The 22,381-nt window shown below is 62.4% G+C and carries 26 protein-coding genes and 1 pseudogene; 16 read left to right on the top strand and 11 right to left on the bottom strand.

The features are described 5' to 3' along the window. Positions 1-38: 38 nt before the first annotated feature. The 5 genes and pseudogenes from ATY76_RS17350 (at position 39) to ATY76_RS17330 (ending at position 4,857) form a co-directional block, all read left to right on the top strand. The gene (locus tag ATY76_RS17350; protein ID WP_088675947.1) at positions 39-977 is read left to right on the top strand and encodes a sugar ABC transporter permease; all 939 of its coding nucleotides are present in this window, start codon (positions 39-41) and stop codon (positions 975-977) included. After that, complete coding sequence (locus tag ATY76_RS17345) at positions 970-1,863, top strand: carbohydrate ABC transporter permease (RefSeq protein ID WP_088675946.1); 894 nt, start codon at positions 970-972, stop codon at positions 1,861-1,863. The genes ATY76_RS17350 and ATY76_RS17345 overlap by 8 nt, the downstream gene beginning before the upstream one ends. A gap of 4 nt (positions 1,864-1,867) precedes the next feature. Next, the gene (locus tag ATY76_RS17340) at positions 1,868-3,586 is read left to right on the top strand and encodes a GH32 C-terminal domain-containing protein (protein WP_088676094.1); all 1,719 of its coding nucleotides are present in this window, start codon (positions 1,868-1,870) and stop codon (positions 3,584-3,586) included. A 19-nt stretch (positions 3,587-3,605) separates the two neighbouring features. Beyond that, positions 3,606-3,758, top strand: a pseudogene (locus tag ATY76_RS17335) (ATP-binding cassette domain-containing protein); the annotation flags it as partial. 211 nt (positions 3,759-3,969) lie between these two features. Then, on the top strand, positions 3,970-4,857 hold the full coding sequence (locus tag ATY76_RS17330; RefSeq protein WP_088675945.1) for a DMT family transporter: 888 nt from the start codon (positions 3,970-3,972) through the stop codon (positions 4,855-4,857). A 17-nt stretch (positions 4,858-4,874) separates the two neighbouring features. Here ATY76_RS17330 and ATY76_RS17325 read toward each other — a convergent pair whose 3' ends face one another. Continuing rightward, positions 4,875-5,750 carry a LysR substrate-binding domain-containing protein gene (locus tag ATY76_RS17325; RefSeq protein WP_040962172.1) on the bottom strand — a complete coding sequence of 292 codons (876 nt, stop codon included), beginning with the start codon at positions 5,748-5,750 and terminating at the stop codon, positions 4,875-4,877. A gap of 196 nt (positions 5,751-5,946) precedes the next feature. Here ATY76_RS17325 and ATY76_RS17320 point away from each other — a divergent pair, with 196 nt between their 5' ends. From ATY76_RS17320 to ATY76_RS17295, 6 genes are all read left to right on the top strand, one after another. Continuing rightward, entirely contained in the window at positions 5,947-6,882 is a 936-nt protein-coding gene (locus tag ATY76_RS17320; protein WP_190233673.1) for a sugar phosphate isomerase/epimerase, read from the top strand. Positions 6,883-6,897: 15 nt separating this feature from the next. Next, positions 6,898-7,569 (top strand): DUF1080 domain-containing protein, encoded by a 672-nt coding sequence (locus ATY76_RS17315; RefSeq protein WP_088675943.1) that lies wholly within the window; start codon positions 6,898-6,900, stop codon positions 7,567-7,569. 70 nt (positions 7,570-7,639) lie between these two features. Then, positions 7,640-8,302 (top strand): amino acid ABC transporter permease, encoded by a 663-nt coding sequence (locus ATY76_RS17310; protein ID WP_088675942.1) that lies wholly within the window; start codon positions 7,640-7,642, stop codon positions 8,300-8,302. Further along, positions 8,299-8,949, top strand: coding sequence for an amino acid ABC transporter permease (locus ATY76_RS17305; RefSeq protein ID WP_088675941.1), 651 nt, complete (start codon positions 8,299-8,301; stop codon positions 8,947-8,949). The genes ATY76_RS17310 and ATY76_RS17305 overlap by 4 nt, the downstream gene beginning before the upstream one ends. After that, a complete protein-coding gene (locus tag ATY76_RS17300) occupies positions 8,936-9,667 on the top strand; it encodes an amino acid ABC transporter ATP-binding protein (RefSeq protein WP_190233672.1) in 732 nt (243 codons plus the stop codon). Before ATY76_RS17305 ends, ATY76_RS17300 begins: the two co-directional genes overlap by 14 nt. Positions 9,668-9,689: 22 nt before the next feature. Beyond that, positions 9,690-10,487, top strand: coding sequence for a transporter substrate-binding domain-containing protein (locus tag ATY76_RS17295; protein WP_088675939.1), 798 nt, complete (start codon positions 9,690-9,692; stop codon positions 10,485-10,487). Positions 10,488-10,555: 68 nt separating this feature from the next. Here the strand turns inward: ATY76_RS17295 and ATY76_RS17290 are convergent, their stop codons facing one another. After that, positions 10,556-11,059, bottom strand: a complete 504-nt coding sequence (locus tag ATY76_RS17290) for a ferritin-like domain-containing protein (RefSeq protein ID WP_088675938.1) — start codon at positions 11,057-11,059, stop codon at positions 10,556-10,558. Positions 11,060-11,341: 282 nt separating this feature from the next. Between ATY76_RS17290 and ATY76_RS17285 the strand changes: the two genes are divergently transcribed. Beyond that, complete coding sequence (locus ATY76_RS17285; RefSeq protein ID WP_088675937.1) at positions 11,342-11,866, top strand: sigma-70 family RNA polymerase sigma factor; 525 nt, start codon at positions 11,342-11,344, stop codon at positions 11,864-11,866. A gap of 7 nt (positions 11,867-11,873) precedes the next feature. Here the strand turns inward: ATY76_RS17285 and ATY76_RS33750 are convergent, their stop codons facing one another. Continuing rightward, positions 11,874-12,014 (bottom strand): hypothetical protein, encoded by a 141-nt coding sequence (locus ATY76_RS33750; RefSeq protein WP_190233671.1) that lies wholly within the window; start codon positions 12,012-12,014, stop codon positions 11,874-11,876. Between the two features lie 242 nt (positions 12,015-12,256). Between ATY76_RS33750 and ATY76_RS17280 the strand changes: the two genes are divergently transcribed. After that, entirely contained in the window at positions 12,257-13,633 is a 1,377-nt protein-coding gene (locus ATY76_RS17280; protein ID WP_088675936.1) for a cytochrome P450, read from the top strand. Here the strand turns inward: ATY76_RS17280 and ATY76_RS17275 are convergent. From ATY76_RS17275 to ATY76_RS17240, 8 genes are all read right to left on the bottom strand, one after another. Further along, a complete protein-coding gene (locus ATY76_RS17275) occupies positions 13,630-14,355 on the bottom strand; it encodes an amino acid ABC transporter ATP-binding protein (protein WP_088675935.1) in 726 nt (241 codons plus the stop codon). The two genes, ATY76_RS17280 and ATY76_RS17275, sit on opposite strands and share 4 nt — an antisense overlap. Further along, positions 14,333-14,992 (bottom strand): amino acid ABC transporter permease, encoded by a 660-nt coding sequence (locus tag ATY76_RS17270; protein WP_088675934.1) that lies wholly within the window; start codon positions 14,990-14,992, stop codon positions 14,333-14,335. Before ATY76_RS17270 ends, ATY76_RS17275 begins: the two co-directional genes overlap by 23 nt. Continuing rightward, positions 14,989-15,660, bottom strand: a complete 672-nt coding sequence (locus ATY76_RS17265) for an amino acid ABC transporter permease (RefSeq protein WP_088675933.1) — start codon at positions 15,658-15,660, stop codon at positions 14,989-14,991. The genes ATY76_RS17270 and ATY76_RS17265 overlap by 4 nt, the downstream gene beginning before the upstream one ends. Before the next feature lie 93 nt (positions 15,661-15,753). Beyond that, positions 15,754-16,539, bottom strand: coding sequence for a transporter substrate-binding domain-containing protein (locus tag ATY76_RS17260; RefSeq protein WP_088675932.1), 786 nt, complete (start codon positions 16,537-16,539; stop codon positions 15,754-15,756). A gap of 22 nt (positions 16,540-16,561) precedes the next feature. Continuing rightward, positions 16,562-17,296, bottom strand: a complete 735-nt coding sequence (locus ATY76_RS17255) for a GntR family transcriptional regulator (protein ID WP_088675931.1) — start codon at positions 17,294-17,296, stop codon at positions 16,562-16,564. Between the two features lie 348 nt (positions 17,297-17,644). Then, positions 17,645-18,367 (bottom strand): Crp/Fnr family transcriptional regulator, encoded by a 723-nt coding sequence (locus ATY76_RS17250; RefSeq protein WP_190233681.1) that lies wholly within the window; start codon positions 18,365-18,367, stop codon positions 17,645-17,647. Between the two features lie 140 nt (positions 18,368-18,507). Further along, positions 18,508-19,392, bottom strand: coding sequence for an MBL fold metallo-hydrolase (locus ATY76_RS17245; RefSeq protein ID WP_088675929.1), 885 nt, complete (start codon positions 19,390-19,392; stop codon positions 18,508-18,510). Positions 19,393-19,395: 3 nt separating this feature from the next. After that, positions 19,396-19,908, bottom strand: a complete 513-nt coding sequence (locus tag ATY76_RS17240) for a ferritin-like domain-containing protein (protein ID WP_088675928.1) — start codon at positions 19,906-19,908, stop codon at positions 19,396-19,398. A 160-nt stretch (positions 19,909-20,068) separates the two neighbouring features. Between ATY76_RS17240 and ATY76_RS17235 the strand changes: the two genes are divergently transcribed. From ATY76_RS17235 to ATY76_RS17225, 3 genes are all read left to right on the top strand, one after another. Beyond that, positions 20,069-20,566, top strand: a complete 498-nt coding sequence (locus ATY76_RS17235) for a DUF4142 domain-containing protein (RefSeq protein ID WP_088675927.1) — start codon at positions 20,069-20,071, stop codon at positions 20,564-20,566. Continuing rightward, positions 20,563-21,546 carry an alpha/beta hydrolase fold domain-containing protein gene (locus tag ATY76_RS17230; protein ID WP_245309938.1) on the top strand — a complete coding sequence of 328 codons (984 nt, stop codon included), beginning with the start codon at positions 20,563-20,565 and terminating at the stop codon, positions 21,544-21,546. Before ATY76_RS17235 ends, ATY76_RS17230 begins: the two co-directional genes overlap by 4 nt. A 113-nt stretch (positions 21,547-21,659) precedes the next feature. Next, the gene (locus ATY76_RS17225; RefSeq protein WP_088676092.1) at positions 21,660-22,379 is read left to right on the top strand and encodes a Crp/Fnr family transcriptional regulator; all 720 of its coding nucleotides are present in this window, start codon (positions 21,660-21,662) and stop codon (positions 22,377-22,379) included. The last annotated feature ends 2 nt before the right edge of the window (positions 22,380-22,381 follow it).

Here is a 22,381-nt window from a genome sequence, read left to right as displayed (position 1 = left end):
AGGGCGAGACCGACATCCCGGCTGGAGAGGAGGAGCCAATGGCAATGCAACAATCGACATCTTCTACATCCGTCCGAAAGGCTCCGGCGCGCCGGCATGACAAGGGACGGCTGATGCAGGAAGCGGCCATGCTGGCACCCGCCGTCATCCTGTTGACCCTCTTCCTGATCCTGCCGTTCCTCCTGTCCTTCTGGACGGCGATGACCAACCAGCCTCTGGTGCCGCGGCCGACGCCCGTCCGCTTCGTCTGGTTCAACAATTTCATTCGCATCTTTCAGGACGATCTGTTCTGGACCGCGCTTTGGAACGTCTCGCGCTTCACCTTCTGGATCATTCCGGCGCAGTGCGGCCTCGCTTTCGCGACGGCGCTGCTGCTGCATCAGAAGCTGCCGTTGCGCAACCTGCTGCGCGGCATGTTCTTCCTGCCGGCGATCACCTCGATGGTCGTGGTTTGCGTCATCTGGGGCACGCTGTTCCAGTATCCCACCGGGCCGTTCAACCAGATCCTCGGCTTCCTCTCCGGCGGGGCGATCCAGCCGATCGATTGGCTCGGCGATCCGCAATGGGCGATGTTCTCGCTCGTGCTGCTCTCGGCCTGGCAGGCTTACGGTTTCCAGATGATCGTCTATCTCGCCGGCCTTCAGGGCATTCCCGACGAGCTCTACGACGCCGCCAAGATCGACGGCGCCAATGCTTTCCGCCGCTTCTGGCACGTGACCATGCCCGGCCTCAGGCCAACCCATGTCTTCGTGCTTGTCATCACCACCATCCAGGCGTTCAAGCTCTATACCCAGGTCGCCATCCTCACGCAGGGAGGGCCGAAGAGCAGCACCGAAACTGTCGTGCACTACATGGTCCGGGCCGGCTTCGAAGAGCAGAAGATGGGCTATGCCTCCGCCGTTTCGGTCATCCTGTTCGTGATCGTTCTCGTCATCGCGCTGATCCAGCGCCAGCTCCTGAGGCGCTTCGATGTCTGATCTCGCTCTCTCGATCCCGCAGGCCCGCGCCGCGCGGCCGCGTTCCGCCACCAGGGTTCTGCGCACCGTCCAGACCGTCAGCATCTTCATCATCGCATTGGTGATCGTCTCTCCATTGCTGCTGCTCGTCGTCGCCAGCCTCAAGGACGACCGGTTCCAGATCCTCGCCGACATGGGCAGCTTCCGGGCCTTCTGGGTGTCGAACCCGACACTGTCCAACTATGCCGAGGTCGGCCATCTCTCGGGCGAGCTCGCCTTCGGGCGCTACCTCATCAATTCGCTGATCATCCTGGTGGCGACGGTCTGCTCCGGCCTGATCGTCAATTCGATGGCCGGCTTCGTTCTGGCCTGGGGCTCGCTCAGAGGCCGCGCCGTCATCCTGTCGATCGTCATCGCGCTTTATGTGATCCCGCAGGAAAGCATCATCATGCCGCTGGTGATCATGGTCTCGCGGGCGGGCATGTCCGACACTTTCGCGGTGCAGATCGTGCCCTGGGTCGCAAGCCCGCTTTACATCTTCCTGTTCTACCAGTTCTTCGCGCAGCTGCCGAAGGAATTGCTGGAGGCCGCCGAGATCGACGGCGCCTCGTTTTTCCGAGCCTATCGCTCGATCTTCCTGCCGCTCAGCCTGCCGGCGCTCGCCACCGTCTCCATCCTCATGGGCATCGAGACCTGGAACCAGTATCTCTGGCCGATCCTCGTCACGCAGACCGATTATGCCCGGCCGATCGCGGTGGCCATCGCCACCTTCTTCGGACAGGACAGCATCTACTGGGATCGGGCGATGGCGGCCTCCGTCTTGATGATGATCCCGATCCTGGGGCTCTACCTCGCATTCCAGCGCTGGTTCGTGAGCTCCTTTATCGGCTCTGCTGTGAAAGGTTGAATTGATGACAAGCCAAGCGATTTCTCCCTCCGATGAAGCGGGGCTGGAGACGATCAGCGCCGTCCTGCCCGCAGGCGCCACGGTCCACGCATGGATCAAAGCATCGGATGGCGCCGCCCCGGCAAGGCTGACGGCCCATGTCGGTGGGAGCCCGGCCGGCGCTGTAGAAACGTCAAACGCTGAAGAATTCGCGTTTCGGCCGCTGACGCTGGAAAGAGGCGGAGAAACCGCCTTCTCCTACGATCCTGCCACGACCGAGGTCTCGGTCCTCTACGCCTTCCTTCAGTCCCGCGTTCTCGAAGAAGGCATCCGGCTGCTGCATGTCCGCCCAGCCAATGCCACGCCCGAAGTGCCCGGCAGCTATCATTTCCGCCCGCCTTTCGGCTGGATGAACGATCCCAACGGGTTCGGGCGGTTCGGCGGCAGGCCGCACCTCTTCTACCAGCACTATCCCCATAGCCTTCGGTGGAACAACATGCATTGGGGCCATGCGGTCTCGAACGACTACCTTCGCTGGACGCATCTCCCGATCTTCCTTCCGCCTTCGGATGAGATCTCCACCCGGGCCGACGGGCGGGGAGGGGCATTTTCCGGCTCCGCCATCGCTCTTGCCGGCGACGAAGCCGGGCTTCGCATTTTCTTCACCGAGCACATGAAGGATCGGGAACCGGAGGAGCAGGTTCAGTTCACGGCCACCAGCCGCGATCTCGTCACTGTCGAGCCGGCGAGCCTGATCCTGCCGGCGCGTCCCGAAGGTCTCGGCCTGACGACCGATTTCCGCGACCCTTACGTCTTCTCTGGCCCCGACGGCAGATGGAAGATGCTGCTCGGCACGCGCGACCGCGAGGGCGGCGTTATCCTGCTCTACGAAACCGATGAGCCCACCGCGGCGGCCGGATGGACCTTCCTCGGCACGCTTCACCGCGAGAACCGCTTCGGGATGACCGCGGCGGAGTGCCCTTGCATGCTGCCGCTCGACGGTCCCGCCAATGATCCGGCGACACGCTGGGCCCTGATCTTCGGTCTGCTGACCAGCCGCGATCCGGCGACCGGCCGGCGCAACATGACGCTTGCGACCGTCGGCCGTTTCGATGGCCGCAGCTTCTCGGTAGAATTCGAACAGGAACTGGATTTCGGCACCGACGCCTACGCCTTCCAGGCCTTCGTCGACGAGACCGGCCCGATCGGCATTGCCTGGCTTGCGAACTGGACGGATATATCGAGAGAGATCGACATGCCGACGGCGATGACCCTGCCGCGCCGGCTGGCATTGCGAGACGGTGCGCTGATCACGCCGCCTGTCGCCGCTGTCGAAAGCCTGCGGCAGCGCCAGCTGGATGCCGGAGGACTTCTCGACGGCCGGAGCGTCGATCTCGCCAACGGCTCCGTCGAGATCCTGCTCACCCTCGGAGAGCCCGGCAGCGCCTTCCGCCTTGATCTCCAACATCCCGCCGCAACGGTCGCGGTGCAGCTGAACGACGACGGGCTGAGCATTCCCTTCTCGGCGGCGAATGCGAAGCCATCGCCCCGTTATATCGCCGCCGGCGCGCACCCCTCGACCATCCGGATCTTCCTCGACGCGGGCTCGATCGAGGTCTTCGCCGACGATGGCCGCTGGACGGGAACCAAACGCCTGCCCGGCTTCAAGGGCGCCAGTGCCGCGCGTCTCGTCGCGCCGGAGAGAACTATAATCGCCGCCGAAATCTGGCAGCTCGGTCTTTGATCTGGAGGATGAAACGAACATGGCAGCGGTTACGATCGACAACGCCCGCAAGCATTATGGCGCCGTTCCGGTGATCCACGGCGTCTCCGTCGATATCGAAGACGGCGAATTCGTCACCCTCGTCGGCCCCTCCGGCTGCGGCAAGTCTACGCTGCTCAGAATGCTCGCGGGAGCGGCGGCGATCGTCTGAACGAGAAGATATACCGGGCAATTCCTGGTTTGGCGGCGGCGCTCGCTGCCGGCTCATCGGCTGTCTGTTTCCGAGATGATAAGCTTACGGCTATGCCCGCGCGGTGCAGTTTTTGCATTCGAACAAGCTTTTTTTGCCTCTCGCGCGCTTTCTCGGCGGGCCATTAGATTGGCCGTGTTTGAGGGGCGGACGGATGGGCGTGAGATTTGCCGATGTTCCCGCATGGGCAGGGATCCCATTGTCTTTGGCGGCTTATTTTCTCTTCAGTTCCAGCGACATGCTCGTAAAGGCGTTGACACGGGAAGTCCCGGTTTTCCAGGTTGTCCTGCTTCAGGTGGCCTTCGCGTTCATACCGTTCATGCTTGTGGTATTCAGGCGCGGCGGCTTCAGCACCCGTATCAGAAATCGCTCGCTGGTAGCCATTCGCGGCCTGCTCGCGGGCGTCAATACGCTTTGCGGCTTCTACGCCTTCTCGGCGCTTCCCCTGGCGGAGGTCTACGCGATCGTTTTCTGCACGCCGATCGTCGTGACGCTCGCTTCCATTCCCGTTCTCGGGGAAACCGTCGGAATGCACAGGATCGCCGTCATCGTCGCCGGCTTCCTCGGGATTCTCGTGATGATCGATCCGGTCGCCACCCATTTCAGCCTGGCGCACCTGTCGGCCTTCGGCAGCGTCTTGGCGAGCGCGGCCGTCGTCCTGATCATGCGGAAAATCGGCAAAGAAGAGGACCGGGTCAGCATGGTCGCAGCCGTGCTGGCCGGAATCCTGCTCGTCGGCTTGCCGGGCGCGCTCATCCAATGGCAGCCTCTGAGCGGCAAGGCCCTGCTCATTGCCGCCGGCTCCGGCTTTTTCATGGGCGTTGCGCAATTCGTGTCGCTCGAAGCCCTCCGCAGGGCGCCTGCGTCGGTCATCGCGCCCTTGCAATATACGATGCTCGTCTGGGCGCTTGCCTACGGCGTCGCGATATTCGACGACCCTGTGAAAGCCAATGTGCTGGCCGGAGCGCTGATCGTCATCGCCGCCAATCTTTACAACTTCCATCGGGAGCGCCTGCGCGCCCGGCGGAGCATCGAGGCGTGAGATCGATGAGGCGACCGTCAGGCGCCCAGATTATCGACGAGATACTGGCGAAGGCGCGCGATGGCGGGCTCATTCCACCGGCTCTTGGAGGCATAGAAATAATAGGAATCCAGGTAGGTTTCCGTCGCAACCGCTTCCACCAGCCGGCCCTGACCAATTTCGGGCGCGACCAGGATTTCGTTGGCAAGCGCCACGCCCTGGCCGATCGCCGCGGCCTCGATGACGATATGCGCATAGCCCAGCTTCTGGCCGCCGAGCGTCGAAGGAGCCTTGACGCCATTGGCGTGCAGCCACCTCACCCATGCGTCGGTGGTCTGCTCGTGAAGCAGGGGAACCGAGAGCAGGTCGCGCGGCTCCGCCACCGGATGGCGTTCCAGGAAGTCGCGGCTGGCGACGGCGATATGCCTTGGCCGATACAGTTCGACGGAGTTGCTGTAGGCGATGTACTCCCGCCCGTAGTGAACGGCGACATCGGCTTCGAAGCGCCGGAAATCCGGAAGATGATCGGTTGCCCGCAACAGCACGACATCGACCCGGGCGGCGCGGTTGATCTCCTCGATCCGCGGCATTAGCCACGATTTGTTGAGGCCCGGTCCGCACCACACCTTCAGCTGCTGGCGGCCCGACGGGCGAAGCATGAATGTCGCGTCGTCTATATGGTCGAATGCCACGGCGATACGCTCGTGATACTCCTTTCCCGCATCGGTCAAACGCGTCTCGGCAAAGTTGCTGTCGAGCAGTTTGACCCCGAGCCAATTCTCGAGCTTGCGGACATGGCGCCCCACCACGGTGTGGTGGATCGACAGATCTTCCGCGGCCGAGCGGAGACTGCCGAGCCGGGCGACGGCATCGAAGGCCCGCAAGGCGGTGAGCGGTGGCAAATTACGAGGCATCGAACCCACGGTTTCGTAAGGAGGCGGTGACGAAAACTATCATGTGCATTTTTCGCAGTGTGGTGCATTTCGTGCATTCCGGTTAGCGTTTTTTGCACCTCCCCGGGGCTCACGTTCGGCGCGATGGTCTTTCGCATGGAAACAGCTGCAGCGTTTTCGTTTTCCACTAAGACATCGAACCAGAGGATCAACTCCCGTGAGAATCGGTTTTTACACGAACTATTCCAAGGAAACCGCCGAGTTCGCCCATGAGGTCGGCTTCACCAGTCTGCAGCTCTCCGCCTGGCCGGGTTCGGCCCTCGACGCCAACACGACGACCGACGCCGAGCTCGCGGAAATCCGCAGGGATCTCGACAGCAAGAATATCCAGATCTCGGCTCTGGGATATTATCCCAACTACCTGCATCCCGACGATCATGAACGCGAAGCGGCGCAAGCTTACCTGCCCAAGGTCATGAACCTCGCCTCTCGCCTCGGCGTCGAGGTGGTGGCGACCTTCGCCGGCCAGGACCCACGGCTCAATGTCGAGGAGAACATCCCCGCTTTTAAGGAGCTTTTCTCCCGGTATTGCGATCTCGCCGAAAAATCGAACGTGAAGATCGCCCTCGAAAATTGCCCGATGATCAACGTCGTAACGATGAAGGGCAACAACATCGCCTACAGCCCGGAAATCTGGGACGTGATCTTCGACGTCGTTCCCTCCGACCGTCTCGGCCTCGAATTCGATCCGTCGCATCTCGTCTGGCAGGGCATCGATTACTGCCAGGCGATCAAGGATTATGCCAGCAAGGTATTCCATGTTCACGCCAAGGACATGGAGATCGACCGGAAGATCCTTGCCCGGAGCGGGATTCTCGGGCGCTCCTTCGCGCCGAAAAAGGGCCTCGACCGCCGCTGGTGGCGCGCGCGCGCGCCGGGCTGGGGCGAGGTCGACTGGCCGAAGTTCATCAGCGCCGTCATCGTCTCGGGCTATCAGGGCAATCTCGACATCGAGCATGAGGATGACGTCTTCGCGAGCATGCAGACGATCCACTCGATCAGGTCGGAGGCCGATGTGGTCAGCAATTACAGCCAGGAGCGCGCCGGCCTGCGGCTCGGCTACAACACGCTTTCCAAGCTGATCGTGACGTGAGGCGGGGAGGTTCAGATGAGTAATTCAGCCGTTATTTCCACCCTTGAAATCGTCGAGCCGACTGAAAAAATCGTGCTCTTCAACGGCAAGGATCTTTCCGGATGGTTCTCGGATATTCCGGCGCGTGACGAAGACCCGTCGTCGCCCGATATCGTCGAAGTCACCGATGGCGTCATCGTCACTCCCGGCAAGGCGGTGGGACATCTGGTTTCGGAAAAAGCGTTTCGGAACTACCGCCTCGAAGTGGACTACCGATTGTCCGGGGAGGGCGGTGGCGGAAGCATTCTCGTCCATGTCTCGAAGCTTCGCATGCTTCGGACGAAATCGAAGAATATTTTCCCGCAATCGCTCGACGTGAAGATCCGGCATCATGATGCAGGCGATATCTACTGCATCATCGACAACATCCTCTGTGACAATCCCGAACGGCGGCCGCTGGAAAAGGGCCAAAAGCCCGGCGGCGGCGATCAGGATGGCCGCCACATCGTCAAGATCGTCGACGCCGAAGCTCCGCTCGGCGAATGGAACAGGATGGCGTTCGAGTGCAAGGGACGCGCCCTGCGCATCTGGCTGAACGGCGTCCTCATCAACGACGGTTACGATTGCACGACCGATCACGGCAAGGTCGCGCTGCAGGTGACGGAGCAGCGCGTCGAGTTTCGCCGGGTGGAAGTTTTTCCACTGTAATCGCCGGTATCGGCGCGCCGGCCAGCCCCGCGCGCCGATGCACCACAAACCGAAGTCGGCAGGTCTTACCATGTATCAACTTCAATTTCGGGATGTGCTCTCTGCCTGGAACCTGTTCCTGGATGGGCTGCTGCTCACCTTGGGCCTGTCCGGCATTGCGCTTGGCGGCGGGCTGCTGCTCGGCATCGCCGTTGCCGTAACGCGCGTCTATGGGCCCGGATGGGCGGCAAGGACAGTCACCGTCTATATCGAGGTCATCAGGAACACGCCGCTTCTGGTGCAGCTCTTCACCGTCTATTTCGGACTGCCGAGCCTCGGCATCCGCATCCCCGGGCTCTATGCGGCGATGATCTGCTTCGTCATCTATCTCGGGGCATATCTCGCCGAGATCATCCGTGCCGGCATCGAGGCCGTTCCGCAATCCCAGAAGGAAGCGGGCGCATGCCTTGGCCTGTCGGGCTACCAGGTGTTCCGATACGTCGTCCTCGTGCCCGCCATCAAGGACATGTTCCCGGCGCTCGCCAGCCAGTTCATCTTCTTCATGCTGTCGACCTCGGTGGTCTCGCAAATCGCGGTCTCCGACCTGTTCCACATGGGGTCGATCGTCCAGGCGATGACCTATCGCGACTTCGAGATCTACCTGCTCATCGGCGCGCTCTACCTGGCGCTCGCCCTTCTCTTCAGGGGCGGTTTCGCCACCATCTACCTGCTGTGCTTTGGGGGGGACGAATGATCCGCGACATCCAACTGCTCGATCTGCTGACGATCGTCGAAGCCGCCGGAACGACCCTTCTCCTTTCCCTTGTGGCATTCGCCGGATCGTCTCTGCTCGGGCTTCCGATCGCCGCACTCCGCCTTTCCCGCATCCCGCCGGTCCGGTGGCTCGCGATCGTCTATGTGCAAATCGTGCAGGGCACGCCTCTCCTGGTCTGGCTGTTCCTTCTGTTCTTCGGGCTCGCCACGCTGGGCTTCAACATCTCCGCCTGGCTCGCCGTCTCGATCGGCTTTTCGATCTATGGCGGCGCGTTTCTCGGGGAGACCTGGTACGGCGCCCTGCGATCGGTCTCCGTCACGCAATGGGAGGCGGCATCCTCGCTCGGGCTCGGCATGTTTCACCAGTTCACGCGGGTGATCCTGCCCCAGTCCATCCGGATTGCGATCCCGCCGACGATCGGCTTTGCCGTCCAACTGCTCAAGAACACGTCGCTCGCATCGACCATCGGCGTGTACGAACTGACCCAGAGCGGTCAATTCCTCTCGGCTGCGACCTACAAGCCGCTGCTCGCCTATTCGATCGTCGCAGCGATCTACTTCGTCATTTGCTACCCGCTCACCACGTGGAGCCGCGGTCTGGAAAGGAAGCTTGATGTCAATCGTTGAACTGAAAAACGTCGAGAAGCGGTTCGGGCCGCTGACGGTGCTGCACGACGTCTCCCTTGATATCCAGCCGGGCGAAATCGTGTCCGTCCTCGGGCGGTCCGGCTCGGGCAAGAGCACGATGTTGCGCTGTATCAACGGCCTGGAAGCGATCCAGAACGGCTCGGTCGTCGTCGACGGGATCACCGTGAACGACCCGAAGACGGATCTCAGGAAGCTGCGCCAGCAGGTCGGCATGGTTTTCCAGAGCTACAATCTGTTTCCGCACCTGACGGTGGGGCAAAACATCACCCTGGCGCCAAAGCTCGTGCAGGGCCTTCCCAAAGATGAGCTGCGCGCCCTCGCCGAGGAGGCGCTGCGGCGGGTCGGCCTCGAAGACAAGCTCGATCATTTGCCGCGCCAGCTTTCCGGCGGGCAGCAGCAGCGCGTGGCGATCGCGAGATCGCTGGCGATGAAGCCCAAGGTGATGCTGTTCGACGAGGTCACCTCCGCGCTCGATCCCGAACTGACCGGCGAGGTCCTGAAAGTCCTCGAGGACGTGGCGGCGGCAGGCATGACGATGATCCTCGTCACCCACGAAATAGGCTTTGCCAAACGTTTCGGCACCAGGGTCGTGTTCATGCACAAAGGCAAGGTGTGGGAGGACGGCCCGGCGAAAGCCGTTCTTTCCGGTCCGAAGACAGCGGAGCTGAGCTCCTTCCTCAGCGCCGTCCTCCATTAACCACCAAGAAAAGGGGAACCTCATGAAAAAGAAACTGATCAAAGCCCTCGCCATCGTTATCGGCGTTGCCGGTGCGGCGACGAACGCCTGGGCCGACAGGCTTCAGGACATTCTGTCGAACGGCGTCATCCGCGTCGCCGTGTCGCTGGACAGCCCGCCCTTCGGATCTGTCGGCGCCGACGGCAAGCCGGTCGGCTTCGATATCGAAATGGCGGAAATGGTCGCCAAGGCCTTGAACGTCAAGCTCGAAACGGTCGGCGTGCCATCGGCCAATCGCGTCGCCGTTCTCGTCACCGACAAAGCGGACCTCGTCATCTCCAACCTTGGCATCACGCCGGAGCGCGCCAAGCAGGTTCTCTATTCCGCGCCCTATGTGAACACGGTGCTCGGCGTGTTCGGACCCAAGAGCCTGCCTGTTTCCACGCTCGACGATCTGAACGCCTACACGGTTTCCGCGACGCGGGGAGCCGCTGCGACGCAAGCGATCCTGTCGAGAAATCCAAGCGCCCAGGTGAAGCAATTCGAATCCGACTCCACCTCCGCAACGGCCTTCCTCTCCGGCCAGACCGACCTGCTGACGTCGAGCACGACGACCGTCGCGGCGCTGAAGAAGCAGAACCCGGACAAGGAAATGGAGCTGCTGATCGCGCTCCGGTCCTCGCCGGCACACATGGCGGTGCGGATGGGAGAGCTGAATTTTCTCGCCTGGGTGAACAGCTTCATCTATTACAGCCAGTTGAACGGCGATCTCGATCGCCTCAGCCAGACCTATCTCGGCCTGCCGCTGCAGCCTCTTCAGCTGGCTCTGCCGACCCGGTAGGCAGTTCCGAAGCGCCGCGAACCCAAGAAAAAAGCACGGCCGCCATAGGGCGGCCGATGCTGGGCGGCTCAGGCCGCCTTGCCCTTGCTCTTGACGTTGGCCGAGGATTCCGCGATCTGCGTGAGCTTCTTGTCGGTTGCTTCTTCCTCGGCGAGCGTTGCCTGCAGCAGCGGGACGGCGTCCTTGAGGCCGAGCTGCTTGGCCCAGGCGATCAGCGTGCCGTAGCGGGCGATCTCGTAATGCTCGACGGCCTGTGCTGATGAAATCAGGCCGGCGTCGAGGGCGACCGTGCCCTTGAACTCGTCCATGATTTCCTCGGCTTCGGCGATGATGCCCTGGATGGCTTCGCAGGTCTTGCCGCGCGCCGGCTTACCGATCATTTCGAAGACCTGCTCGAGGCGCTCGACCTGAGCCTGGGTCTCGTCGCGATGCTGCAGGAAGCCGGCCTTGCCTTCTTCTGATTGCGCGGCGCGGGCCATCTTCGGCAGCGCCTTCAGAATCTGCTTTTCGGCGTAGTAGATGTCCTTGAGAGTATCGAGAAAGAGGTCGTTCAAAGTCTTCTCGGTTGCCATTTAGTCCTCCTATGGCGCGTGTCGTGACGACAAACAACTCTCGCCTTCGCCGGATGTTCCCGTGGGAGATGTGACGCCTCCGTCGCCGGAGGCGCCATCTCATCCGGCCAAGGAAGAGGCCGGCCCGGCAGCACCGGGACCGGCGATGCCCCGAACCACTACGCAGCGCCGTTGTTCCGCTCGCCGCAGGGATCCTAGCGATCAAAAGCAGGTATCTGTCCGATATCGTACGGCAACGATTAGGATGCGCGGAGCTTTCCTCCTCATCCCAGGAGAGAAAAAATGTCCTTGTCTTCCGTACGTCCAGCGTCGCACAGCAAAAAAACCTCAGCGATAGAATCGGAGATCGTCGAGCTGACGCCGGCGCTCCGCGCCTTCGCCCGCCGGTTCCTGCGCAGCGACGACGATATCGACGATCTCGTGCAGGAGACCTTGCTGAAGGCCTTGAACTCGCTTCATCTCTATCATCCCGGCACTTCTCTCAAATCCTGGCTCTTCACCATTTTGCGCAACACCTTCTGCACCAATTACCGCCGCCAGAAGCGCGAGCCCGCCGGCATCGACGCGGCAATGGAGCAGATCGCCACCGCCCCGACACAGGAATGGGCGCTACGGGAGCGTGAGCTGCAGCATGCGCTGACGCTTCTGTCCGACGACAGGCGCAGGGCGCTGACGCTGGTCGCCGCCGGAACCAGCTACGAGGATGCAGCCAAAATGTGCGGCTGCCGGATCGGCACCTTAAAAAGCCGTGTCAGCCGTGCCCGCGAATGCCTGCACTCCCTGCTCGGAAACCAGCTCATCGACTGAACCCGGCTCATTGCGACTGATCGAGAGCGTGCGGTGATGGCCGCCCGGGCGTCTCCTCATTGTCGCTGCGCCCGGGATATGTGCCGATGGCGACAATCGTTACGATGATGACGAGGATTGCGGCGACCACGAGATAAGGCATTTTCATCGAAAGCTCCTTTAGCGCCGAACCTTCGGGCCTGTCCCACGTTCCGCCTTTGGAATTAATCCGTTTTGCTCAGCGGCCGGAACAAACGCCTCTCATGTTTGTTCCCGACAAAGCGGATTCACTCCGCTCCAAAGCCCGGGAATCCAATCTCCGGACGTTCGATCACGCCGGCCAACGACCCGGCGGCAATCAGCGGACATTGCCGACGCGACCGCGCTTCTTTTCGGAAAGGCGCCAGGAATATGAACGCACTAGGCCACTCAGGTTTTGCCGAGAAAAGATGTCCGGGCTTTGCCCGCATAAACCGCGCCGGCTGGCTGGACACGCTGCGGGTGGTCACGTCCGTCGTGGCTCCCACAATCGCCAAGGGCGTCATCATCCGCCGCCGCAAGATGGTGCGTCTGGCGGAGCGCCAGGACCTGGATACGAGGGCCGTGAAGCTGATGCAGCGGCTGAGGGAAAAATACGGCCCCGCGCCGCTTCTGCTGCCCATTCCCTTCCGGCCGCACTTGCTTCTCCTCGACACCGGCGATGTTGCCACCGTGCTGGAATTTTCACCCGCCCCCTTCGCCACGGCAAGCACAGAAAAACGCGCCGCCCTTGCGCATTTCGAGCCGGGAAACGTGCTGATCTCGCCTGCCGCGCGCCGCGCCGAGCTGCGGCCCCTTCATGAGAAAGCTCTGGCGACGGCCGAGCGGATCCATCCATGTTCGCAGCAGTTCAAAATCATCGTCGATGCGGAGTTTCAGGAGATATTGAACACTGTTGGTTCCGGCCGGCCCGGCGAGCTAAGCTGGCCGGCCTTCTCCCAAGCCTGGATGCGGGTTGTCCGCCGCGTCGTGCTTGGGGAGCGGGCACGCAACGATGTCACCTTGACAGAGACCTTGAACGATCTTCGCAAGCGCGCAAATTGGGCCTTTGCCGCACCGGTCGACCAACGCAAGCTCGAGCGCTTTCATCAGCAGGTGGGGCGCTACCTAAGGGAGCCGGAAAAGACCAGCCTTGCCGGCCGACTTCCCAGGGATGGCGCGATCGAGCCGGAGAGCCAGATCGCGCAATGGCTGTTTGCCTTCGACGCCGCCGGCATTGCCACCTTCCGAACGCTCGCCATTCTTTCCAGCCATGCAAGCCTCTGGGGCACGGCGGTCGAAGAGGCGACCGGCACCGAGCTCGACCGTCCCTTCACGCGCACATGCCTGCTCGAAGTCCTGCGCCTCTGGCCGACCACGCCCGCCATCCTGCGAGAACTGACAGAGGATCTGAAAGCCGGCGACAGGCGGCTCAGACGCGGCACGGGCATCATCATCTTCACCCCGTTCTTCCATCGCGACCCGGAGCTCGCCTTTGCCAACCGCGTGGAACCCAGCATCTGGGGACCGAACGAAGCCTTGCCCGCCATGGGCTTCGTGCCTTTCAGCGCCGGTGTGGCCATCTGCCCGGCCCACAATCTCGTGCCGACCATTGCAAGCCTCGCCATCGGCGCGCTGCTGTCGAAAGCCGATCTCAGCCTGCTGCAGCCGTCGCTGACTGCCGGCGAACTGCCCGGCACGCTCAATCACTTCGATATCCTGCTGCGCCTGCAGGCACGGCGGGCACGGTCCGCCGCGGCTGAGCTTTAGTGCAGGCCCAGGAACTGCTTCAGCTCGGCCGTCTTCGGGTTTGCGAAAACCTCCTCCGGCGGGCCGATCTCGTGCACCTTGCCCATATGCATGAAGACGACGCGCGAGCAGACGTCGCGGGCGAATTTCATTTCATGCGTCACCATCAAGAGCGTCATGCCTTCGGCGGCAAGCTCGCGCACGACGGCGAGCACTTCCGAGACCAGTTCGGGGTCGAGGGCGGAGGTGATCTCGTCGCAGAGCAGGGCGATCGGCTGCATGGCGAGCGCCCGGGCGATGGCGACGCGCTGCTGCTGGCCACCGGAAAGTTCGTCCGGATAGGCATCGAATTTGTGGCCGAGGCCGACGCGGTCGAGCATCCGGCGGGCCATGGCTTCCGCCTCGCTCTTCGGCGTCTTCTTCACCACGGTCTGCGACAGCATGACGTTGCCGCCGACGGTCAGGTGCGGAAAGAGATTGAACTGCTGGAAGATCATGCCGACCTTCTGCCGCAGCGCCTTCAGATGCACCTCGTCATCCATGAGCTGGGCACCGGCCACCGAGATCGAACCCTGAGTGATCGATTCCAGCCCGTTGATGCAGCGTAGCAGCGTCGATTTTCCCGATCCGCTCTTGCCGATGATGGCGATCACCTCGCCGGGCTCGACATTCAGGTTGATGCCCTTCAGCACCTCGTTGTCGCCGTAGCTCTTGCGGATCTCAGTGATTTCGATGAGCGACATTGAGCTTCCTTTCGAGGATCTGGCTGCTCTTGGACAAGGGCCAGCAGAGCGCGAAATAGATGAGGGCGACGAGGCCGTAGACGGTGAAGGGCAGGAAGGTGGCGTTGGTGACGATCGTTCCGGCCTTGGAGAGTTCGACGAAGCCGATGATCGAGGTCAGCGCCGTGCCCTTGATGACCTGGACGGAAAAGCCGACCGTCGGCGGAACGGCAATCCGCATGGCCTGCGGCAGCACGACGTAGCGCAGCTGCTGCAGCCAGCCCATGCCGAGGCTGGCGGAGGCTTCCCACTGCCCCTTGGCGACGGCCTCGACGCAGCCGCGCCAGATCTCGGCGAGAAAGGCGGCGGTCCAGAGGATGAGCGCCAGGCCCGCCGCAAGCCAGGCCGGCACGTCGATGCCGAACAGGCCGAGGCCGAAGAAGGCGATGAACAGCTGCATCAGCAGCGGCGTTCCCTGAAACAGCTCGATGTAATATTTCGCCAGCATGCGCAGCCCCTTGCGCTTGCTGATGCGCAGGAAGAGCAGGCAAAGCCCGACCGCGCCGCCACCGGCGAAGGTGACGAGCGAGAGAAGAATGGTCCAGCGCGTCGCCAGCAGCAGGTTGCGCAGGATGTCCCAGGTGGAAAATTCGATCATCGGGCAAGCCTTCTTGGAAAGATGACCCCGCCGATGACCGCCAGCACCTGCCGGAGCAGGATTGCCAGCACCAGATAGATCACGGTCGAGACCATATAGGCTTCGAAGGCGCGGAAGGTCCGCGACTGGATGAAATTGGCGGCGAATGTCAGGTCCTCGGCGGCGATCTGCGACACGACGGAGGAGCCGAGCATGACGATGACCACCTGCGAGGAGAGCGCCGGCCAGATGCGCTGCAGCGAGGGCACCAGCACCACATGGCGGAAGGTCTCGAACGGGCTCATCGCCAGGCTGGCGCCGGCTTCGAATTGACCCTTCGGCGTCGCCTGGATGCCGGCGCGGATGATCTCGCAGCTATAGGCGCCGAGATTGATCACCATGGCGATATTGGCCGCGGTCAGCTCGCCGAGCTGCAGCCCGAGCGAGGGCAGGCCGAAAAAGATGAAGAAGAGCTGGATCAGGAACGGCGTGTTGCGAATAAGCTCGACATAGGTGGCGACAACAGGCTTCAGCCAGACGGGGCCGAGCGCGCGCACCCAGGCGCAGACGATGCCGAGCGAAATGCCGAGCACGCCGCCGATCGCGATGAGCTGCAGGGTGATCAATATGCCCTTGACGATCTGAGGGTAATATTGGAGCAGCCAGCTGAATTCGAAGTGATAGTTCAAGGACGTTCTCTCTTTTGCAGAGGGACGGTTGGCGTCATCCCGTCAGGACCGGGATGACGCGCTTTCTCCAGTGCGGACCGGAGGCGAGTGACTTTAGAGATCGGCGGGCAGGTCGGTCTTCAGCCACTTCTGCGAAACGGCGTTGAGCGCGCCGTCCTTCTTTGCCGTGGCGATGATCGTATTGACCTTTTCGAGCAGCGCCGGCTCGTTCTTGTTGAGGCCGATATAGCAGGGCGAATTCTTGATCAGGAACTTCAGCTCCGGGCGCTTGGGCGGGTTCTTGGCGAGGATCGCGGCCGCGACGACGTTGCCGGTGGCGATCGCTTCGACCTGGCCGGACAGGAAGGCCGAGATCGTGGCGTTGTTGTCCTCGTAGCGCTTGATCGTCACGTCGGAGGCAGCGACCTTGGTGAGTTCCAGATCCTCGACGGCGCCGCGGGTGACGCCGACCACCTTGCCGGAGAGATCCTCCACCTTGGCGGCCGCGAGCTCGGCCGGGGCGAAGATGCCGTTATAGAAGGGCGCATAGGCGGCGGTGAAATCGATGACGGCTTCGCGCTCGGCATTCTTGCCGAGGCTCGAAATGACGAGATCGACCTTGTTGGTCTGCAGATAGGGAATGCGGTTGGCGCTGGTGACCGGCACGAGTTCGGTTTTGACGCCGAGCTTTTCGGCAATCAGATTGGCGACGTCGATGTCGTAGCCCATCGGCGCCATGTCGGTGCCGACGCTGCCGAAGGGCGGGAAGTCCTGCGGAACGGCGACGCGGATCGTGCCGCGCGCGGTGATGTCGGCGAGCGCATCGGCGTGCGAGGCCGAGCCGAAGCCGACGGTGGCCGCGAGCGTTGCGCATGCGAGGAAGAGGCGTCTTGACAACATGTCTCTGGTTCTCCTTTGAGGTTCAGGTTTTTCTTGCGCCGGACCGGCGGGATGTCTTGAAAGCGGTGTCGGCAGGCAGCGACAGGGAGGTGCGCAGGTCCGACAGCGGATCGGCGCGCGCCGTCAGGTCGAGCCCGGTTTCCACTTCGTCCAGATGTTCGATGGAGAGTTCGGCGGCCCTTACGAAATCGCCCTCGGCCATGGCCGCGAAGATGCGGCAGTGGCCGCGATGCGACTGGGCCGCATGGAATTCCGATTGGTAGAGCATCGAAATGAGGATGGTCCGCGCGGTCAGGTCGCGCATGATCTCGACCAGAATGGGATTGCCGTGCAGCTCGGCGATCCGGATATGAAAATCGCCCATCAGGCAGGTGAGGCGCCGCCGGTCGCCCGCGGCCATCGCGGCCTTCTCCTCATCGAGATGGGCGTCGAGCACCTTGCGCCCGTCATCGGTCAGCCCGCGCATGCTGCGCAGCAGGCCGGACTCGATGACACGCCGGGCGGCATAGACGGTCATCGCTTCCTCGGCCGAGGGCTCGACCACGAACCAGCCGCGCCGGGGGCTGACCTGGACGATCCCGCGGGTTTCGAGCCGCATCATGGCTTCGCGGACAAGGGTCCGGGAGACGCCGAAAAGCGTTGCGAGCTGGTTTTCGCTGAGGCGCGTGCCTGGCCGGATGCGCGCCGAAAGCACGCCGGAGACAATCGTCTCCTCGATATTCGCCTGCCGGTTCTGCTCGGTATGTAAATCTTGCATACAAGCAGGAAAAGCAAAGCCCGTGCCAGCCGTGCTGCGTGCTGGGAATCATCCGCCGGGCCTGTGCAGCACTTTCTAAAATGCTCAGATTCTGGTCTGCCGGAAAGGCAGATGCCGGAAAAATAGAACCGAAAAGAGCGATCTGCCGGCTTTTAAAAGCAGGCTGTTGGCGTTCCGCGTCCTGCGGTTCGGATCATCTTCGGGCCATTCGCGGGCTCGTGAGCCGGTCGTTACGGCGCTTCACGCCATCGCGGCGCCGAACACGATCACAAGCCCGACCAGCATCACGGCTCCGATATAAATCATCAGGGCGTGACGATCTGCTTCGTGGTTCATCTCTCCTCTCCTTCAGATCTGGCGTTTCGATTTCCGCAAAGGTCCGATCAGCCGCTCGTATTCCTCCTCGGCCTTGCCGTAGGCGTCGGAGGCGAATTCTTCGAGGCCGGCGCGATCTCTGACGATCACCATGCCGCGGAGGGAGCGGATGAAATGGTTGCCTTCCAGCATGTGCAGGGCGGTGGTGACGCTCGGGCGACGGACCGCCAGCATCAGCGCGATGAACTCATGCGTCAGCTCGAGCTTGTCGCCGTCGATCCTGTCGTGGCACATCAATATCCAGCGCGCCAGGCGCTCGTTGATCTCGTGGACCGCGTTGGAAAGCGCGGTAAAACCGGCCTGGGTCGCCAGGACATGGACGCCCTTGTGTAAGAGGCCGGCAAAAGCCGGCTGCGTCCGCATCAGATCCGGCAGCCGGGCCTGCGGCAGCCGGTAGGCGAAGCCCGGCACCTGGACGGCGACTTCCGAAACGCTGACGCCGGCATCGATCGCAGCCGCCGTCGGCGCAAAGCCGTCGCGGCCGAACAATCCCGCTTCGACGCGATTGCCCTCGGGCGAGACGTTGATGACGGAGCCGATCCCCGTGCACGGGAAATAGACATGGTCGATTGGGGCATCTGCCTCGACGATGACGAAGCCGCGAGGGGTTTCACAGGGGGCGAGATGGGCCGCAACGGCCCTGTATTCCTCCTCCGGCAAGAGGGCGAGGAGGCGGTTCTCCTTCGGCTGTGTCATCTCTGCCAATGGTCGCCCTCCGTCAGTGCGGGGCTGTTGAGGCAGTATCGCCAGTTCATATTGCCACGGCCGGATTGCCAGCCTAGGCCGCAAAATTGAAACTCTTTGGCACGGCCTTTGGTTCCTGTCGGACCAGGAGCTCAGCGGAAGGCGTCGTTGCCAGACTTGCCGGGCTTTGCCGGATCAAGGTCGTAGCGCCCGCCTATGGGGACGGCAATATCGCGGAAATTCTCCGCAAGCTGCCGCAGCTTGCCGCGCATGATCTGCCCTTTCACCGGCAGGCCGTGTCCGGAGACGATCAGTTCCGGCTCCAGCGAGGCCAGCAGCGCCACCGATTTTTCCGCCTCTTCCCAATCGGGGGTGAAATAGCGTGGCGGCCCATGCATCTCAGGCGTCCGCGCGATGGCCTCGTAGGCTGATTCCTGGCCGGTGGTGATGATGGCGTCGCCTGCGATCAGCGTGCGATCGCTTTCGCGCCACAACGAGATGTGGCCGGGCGAATGGCCGGGCGTGTGGAGCCATTTCCACCCCGGCATCCCCGGAACCGTCTGGTCGGACGGCAGAGATTTCAGCCGCGCCCGCACGTCGACAGGCGAGCGTGGGTAGAGCGGCGAAAGCAGGGTCATGGCGCCGCCGCCGGCCAGCGGATCGGCTGGAGGATAGGACGCCTGTCCTTCCAGATATGGTCTTTCCAGCGGATGCGCGTAGACCGGCACGTCCCAGTGACTTGCCAGGCTTTCGACGGAACCGGCGTGATCGAAATGCGCATGGGTCATCACGATGGCGGCAGGGCGAGCATTGTCGCCGAACCGCAGCGAGGCGCAGGCCCTGATGCGGTCGCTCGAGGTCGAAAGACCGGTATCGATCAGCACCCACGGACCCGGCCTCGTCGGATCGCCGTAAAAGACGACGTTGACGATCGACATCGTTCGGTAGGCAAGATCGGGCGCGATGACGCTCGTCCCGTCAGCCGATTTCCTGACGGGCGCAAGGTCGGCATCGGACAAGGGAAGCTGATTGACCATGCCTCAGACCTTTGCCGTCGCGCCCGCCTGGCGCAGCGAGAGGAACTTTGTCGTCAGCGCGACGAGATTGTCGTTGATCCATTCCGCCATCGCCAGCTCTTCAGCCAGATTTGCCTGAAGGCCCGTCACGGCGTTGCCATATCCGCCGGCTTCGGCAATCACGAGCAGCGACTTGTAGGCCGCAGCCTCGAAATTCTCGAAGGCGAAGTTGGCAAAGGCGTTCTTCAGGATTTCGTCGCCGGCAACCGTGTGGCCGAGCGCCGCCATGGATCCGCTGAAGGAAAGCGCCAGGTCCTTCAGTGTCGAGTTATCCTCGTTCAAGCCGTCGAGGATCTCCTCCAGCCGGACGATCTGACCATCGGTTTCGCGGATGTGCTGATCGAGCTTGTCGGCGACTTCAGGATAGTTCTCGATCCGCTTCAGCTGCGGTTTCATGATGCTCAGCGCCTGGTTTTCCATGGCGTGTGCGTTTCTCAAGCCAACGACGAAGATGTCGCGAATTTCATTCTCTGCCATATCGGGCCTCCTTTTTCGCGAGGTCTAACAACGATGCCTTGCCGCGGTTCCCTCAGGCTCGCGAAATCGAAGCCGGATCTCGCCCAGCGCCGGGAACCGTCGCCCGCCCCGGATGTTGGAACCGCATTTCAACGGCTCGAGCCCAACCGGGAGAACAATCATGACGCTGACATTCAGGCTTTGCCTTCTTTTCCTGCTCGCCGCGCCCGCCTTCGCGGCGGACGAGGCTGCGCGTCAAAAGGCAACCGACTTCGCTGCACGTGCCGCCATGGCAAACATGTTCGAGGTGGAAGCAGCAAAGATCGAACTTGCCAAAGGCAAAGCCGAAGATGCGAAGCAATTTGCGGGCGACATGCTGAAGGATCATGAGCGTGCGGGGGCCACCCTTGCCGATGCCGCCAAGGAGGATGGCATCAGCTTGCCCGCTTCGCTGGACGACGAGCACAACAAGAAGCTTGAAGCACTCAATCAAAGCGATCAGGCAAATCTCGACCAGGCCTATCTTTCGACGCAGGTGGCGGCGCATCAGGAGGCCGTGGCGCTTTTCCATGATTATTCACGAAACGGTCCTGACGGCGCCCTGAAGCGCGCATCGCAGAAGATCCTGCCGGACCTCAGAATGCACCTGACCAAGATACAGGGGCTGACGTCGAAGTGAAGAAGGCGGCGGCGAGACACCATAGCGAGACGGTGTTCACCCGCGCGGAACTCAGCGGCGCCCGCAAGCTGAATGCGGTCCTCGACCTTCTCCCGCGCTATCACACCGGCCGGCGCTGGAACGCCAAGGCGGCGCAGGCCGCCATTTGCACGCTTCAGCGCCTGTCTCCCGATCGACTGTTCCGCCGAAGTCGCACCATAGGACGCACTATCGTCGTCAACGGCCGGCGGATCGGGCTCAGGCTGATCCTTCCCGACGGGGTCCGCCGCGGCCTTTACATCCATTTCCATGGCGGCGCCTGGGTGATGGGCAATGCCCGGCTCGACGACGGCATCACCCAGCCAATCGCCAGAGAGTGCCGGATGCTGGTGGCCGGCGTCGATTTTCATAATGCGATCGACGACCGGCTCGACGTTGCCGTCGGCGACTGCAAGGCCGCGGCCGAGTGGCTGGTCGACCATCTTGCCACGCTCGAGGTTGAGCGGGTCATACTCGGCGGTGAATCTTCGGGCGCACATCTCGCCGCGGAAGCGCTCCTTCATCTTCGCGCGAGCGGCAAGGCGAAGCCCGTTGTGGGATTTATTTCCATGTGCGGCGCTTTCAATCTCGGCGGGTCCGAAAGCCTTCGGCAGTCGACCGGCAGAAGCCTGCTGATCGATGCCCCTTCGGCGCTCCGCAATCTCGAGCGGCTGACGCCAAGCCTGTCCGGTCGAGAGGCGCAGGGCCCATTGTTTGCCGATCTCTCGGGCCTGCCGCCCGCCTTGCTGATCGCGGGAGCGCTCGATCCGATCGTGGACGACAGTCTTTCGATGTTCAGGCGGTGGCAGAGCCAAAGCAACAATGCCGACTACGTCGTCTTCCCCGAAGCACCGCACGGCTTCAACCGATTGCCGACGAAGCTGGCGGCAAGGGCAAACGGCCTCGTGAAGATGAGGATGTCGCAAGTGCTGGACGGGTCCACTGCCGCAGGTGGCAATTGACCGCGCGCCAACCCGCCTGTCTGTACGCTATTGCACAATGTATTGCTCAATGATTCTAGATGGTTAGGTTCGCCCGCAGCAAGGGCCGCATTATCACCGATGCGCGGATGGACATGAACGATCAAGAATTGAATTTTCGGAATGAACTTTTGCGCGCCATGGGGCCGCAGGAGCGCGAACTTCTGCTGCCGCATCTGGAGCCCGTCGATCTCGAAGTGCCGCTGATCCTTGAAACTGAAAACAGGCCGGTCGACGACGTCTACATTCTCGAATCAGGGCTTGCCTCGATCGTGGCGAGCTTCCCGGGCGGGCGCGATATCGAGGTGGGCATTGTCGGGCGCGAGGGCATGACCGGCGCGGCGGTCATTCTCGGCGGCGTCCAATCGGCGAACCGGACATTCATGCAGGTCTCCGGCCATGGCTTCAAGCTGCCGGCATCGGTTCTTTCAGCCGCGATGGAGGAAAGCCGTCCCTTACGCAGCCTGCTTCTTGCCTATGTCCAGGCGCTGCTCGCGCAGACGACTTCCACGGTGCTCGCCAACGGCCATGCCAAACTGGAGGAGCGGCTGGCGCGCTGGCTGCTGATGGTCCATGACCGGACCGATGGCGCGACCATCTGGCTGACACATGAGTTTCTGGCGGTGATGCTCGGCGTGCGCCGCGCCGGCGTCACCGTTGCTCTGCATCTGCTCGAAGGCAAGGGGCTGATCCGCTCGACGCGGCGGCAGATCGTCATCCTCAACCGTCGGGGCCTGATCGAAGAGGCGCATGGGTCCTATGGCGCGGCCGAAGAGGAATACCGGCGGCTGATCGGCAAGGATCTCGCGCGCTGACA

The sequence above is a fragment of the Rhizobium sp. R339 genome, assembly GCF_002211395.1.
In the GTDB taxonomy this organism is placed as follows: Bacteria; Pseudomonadota; Alphaproteobacteria; order Rhizobiales; family Rhizobiaceae; genus Rhizobium.
Note: the sequence above shows the minus strand (reverse complement) of the source record. Positions and strands in the feature narration are given on the sequence as shown.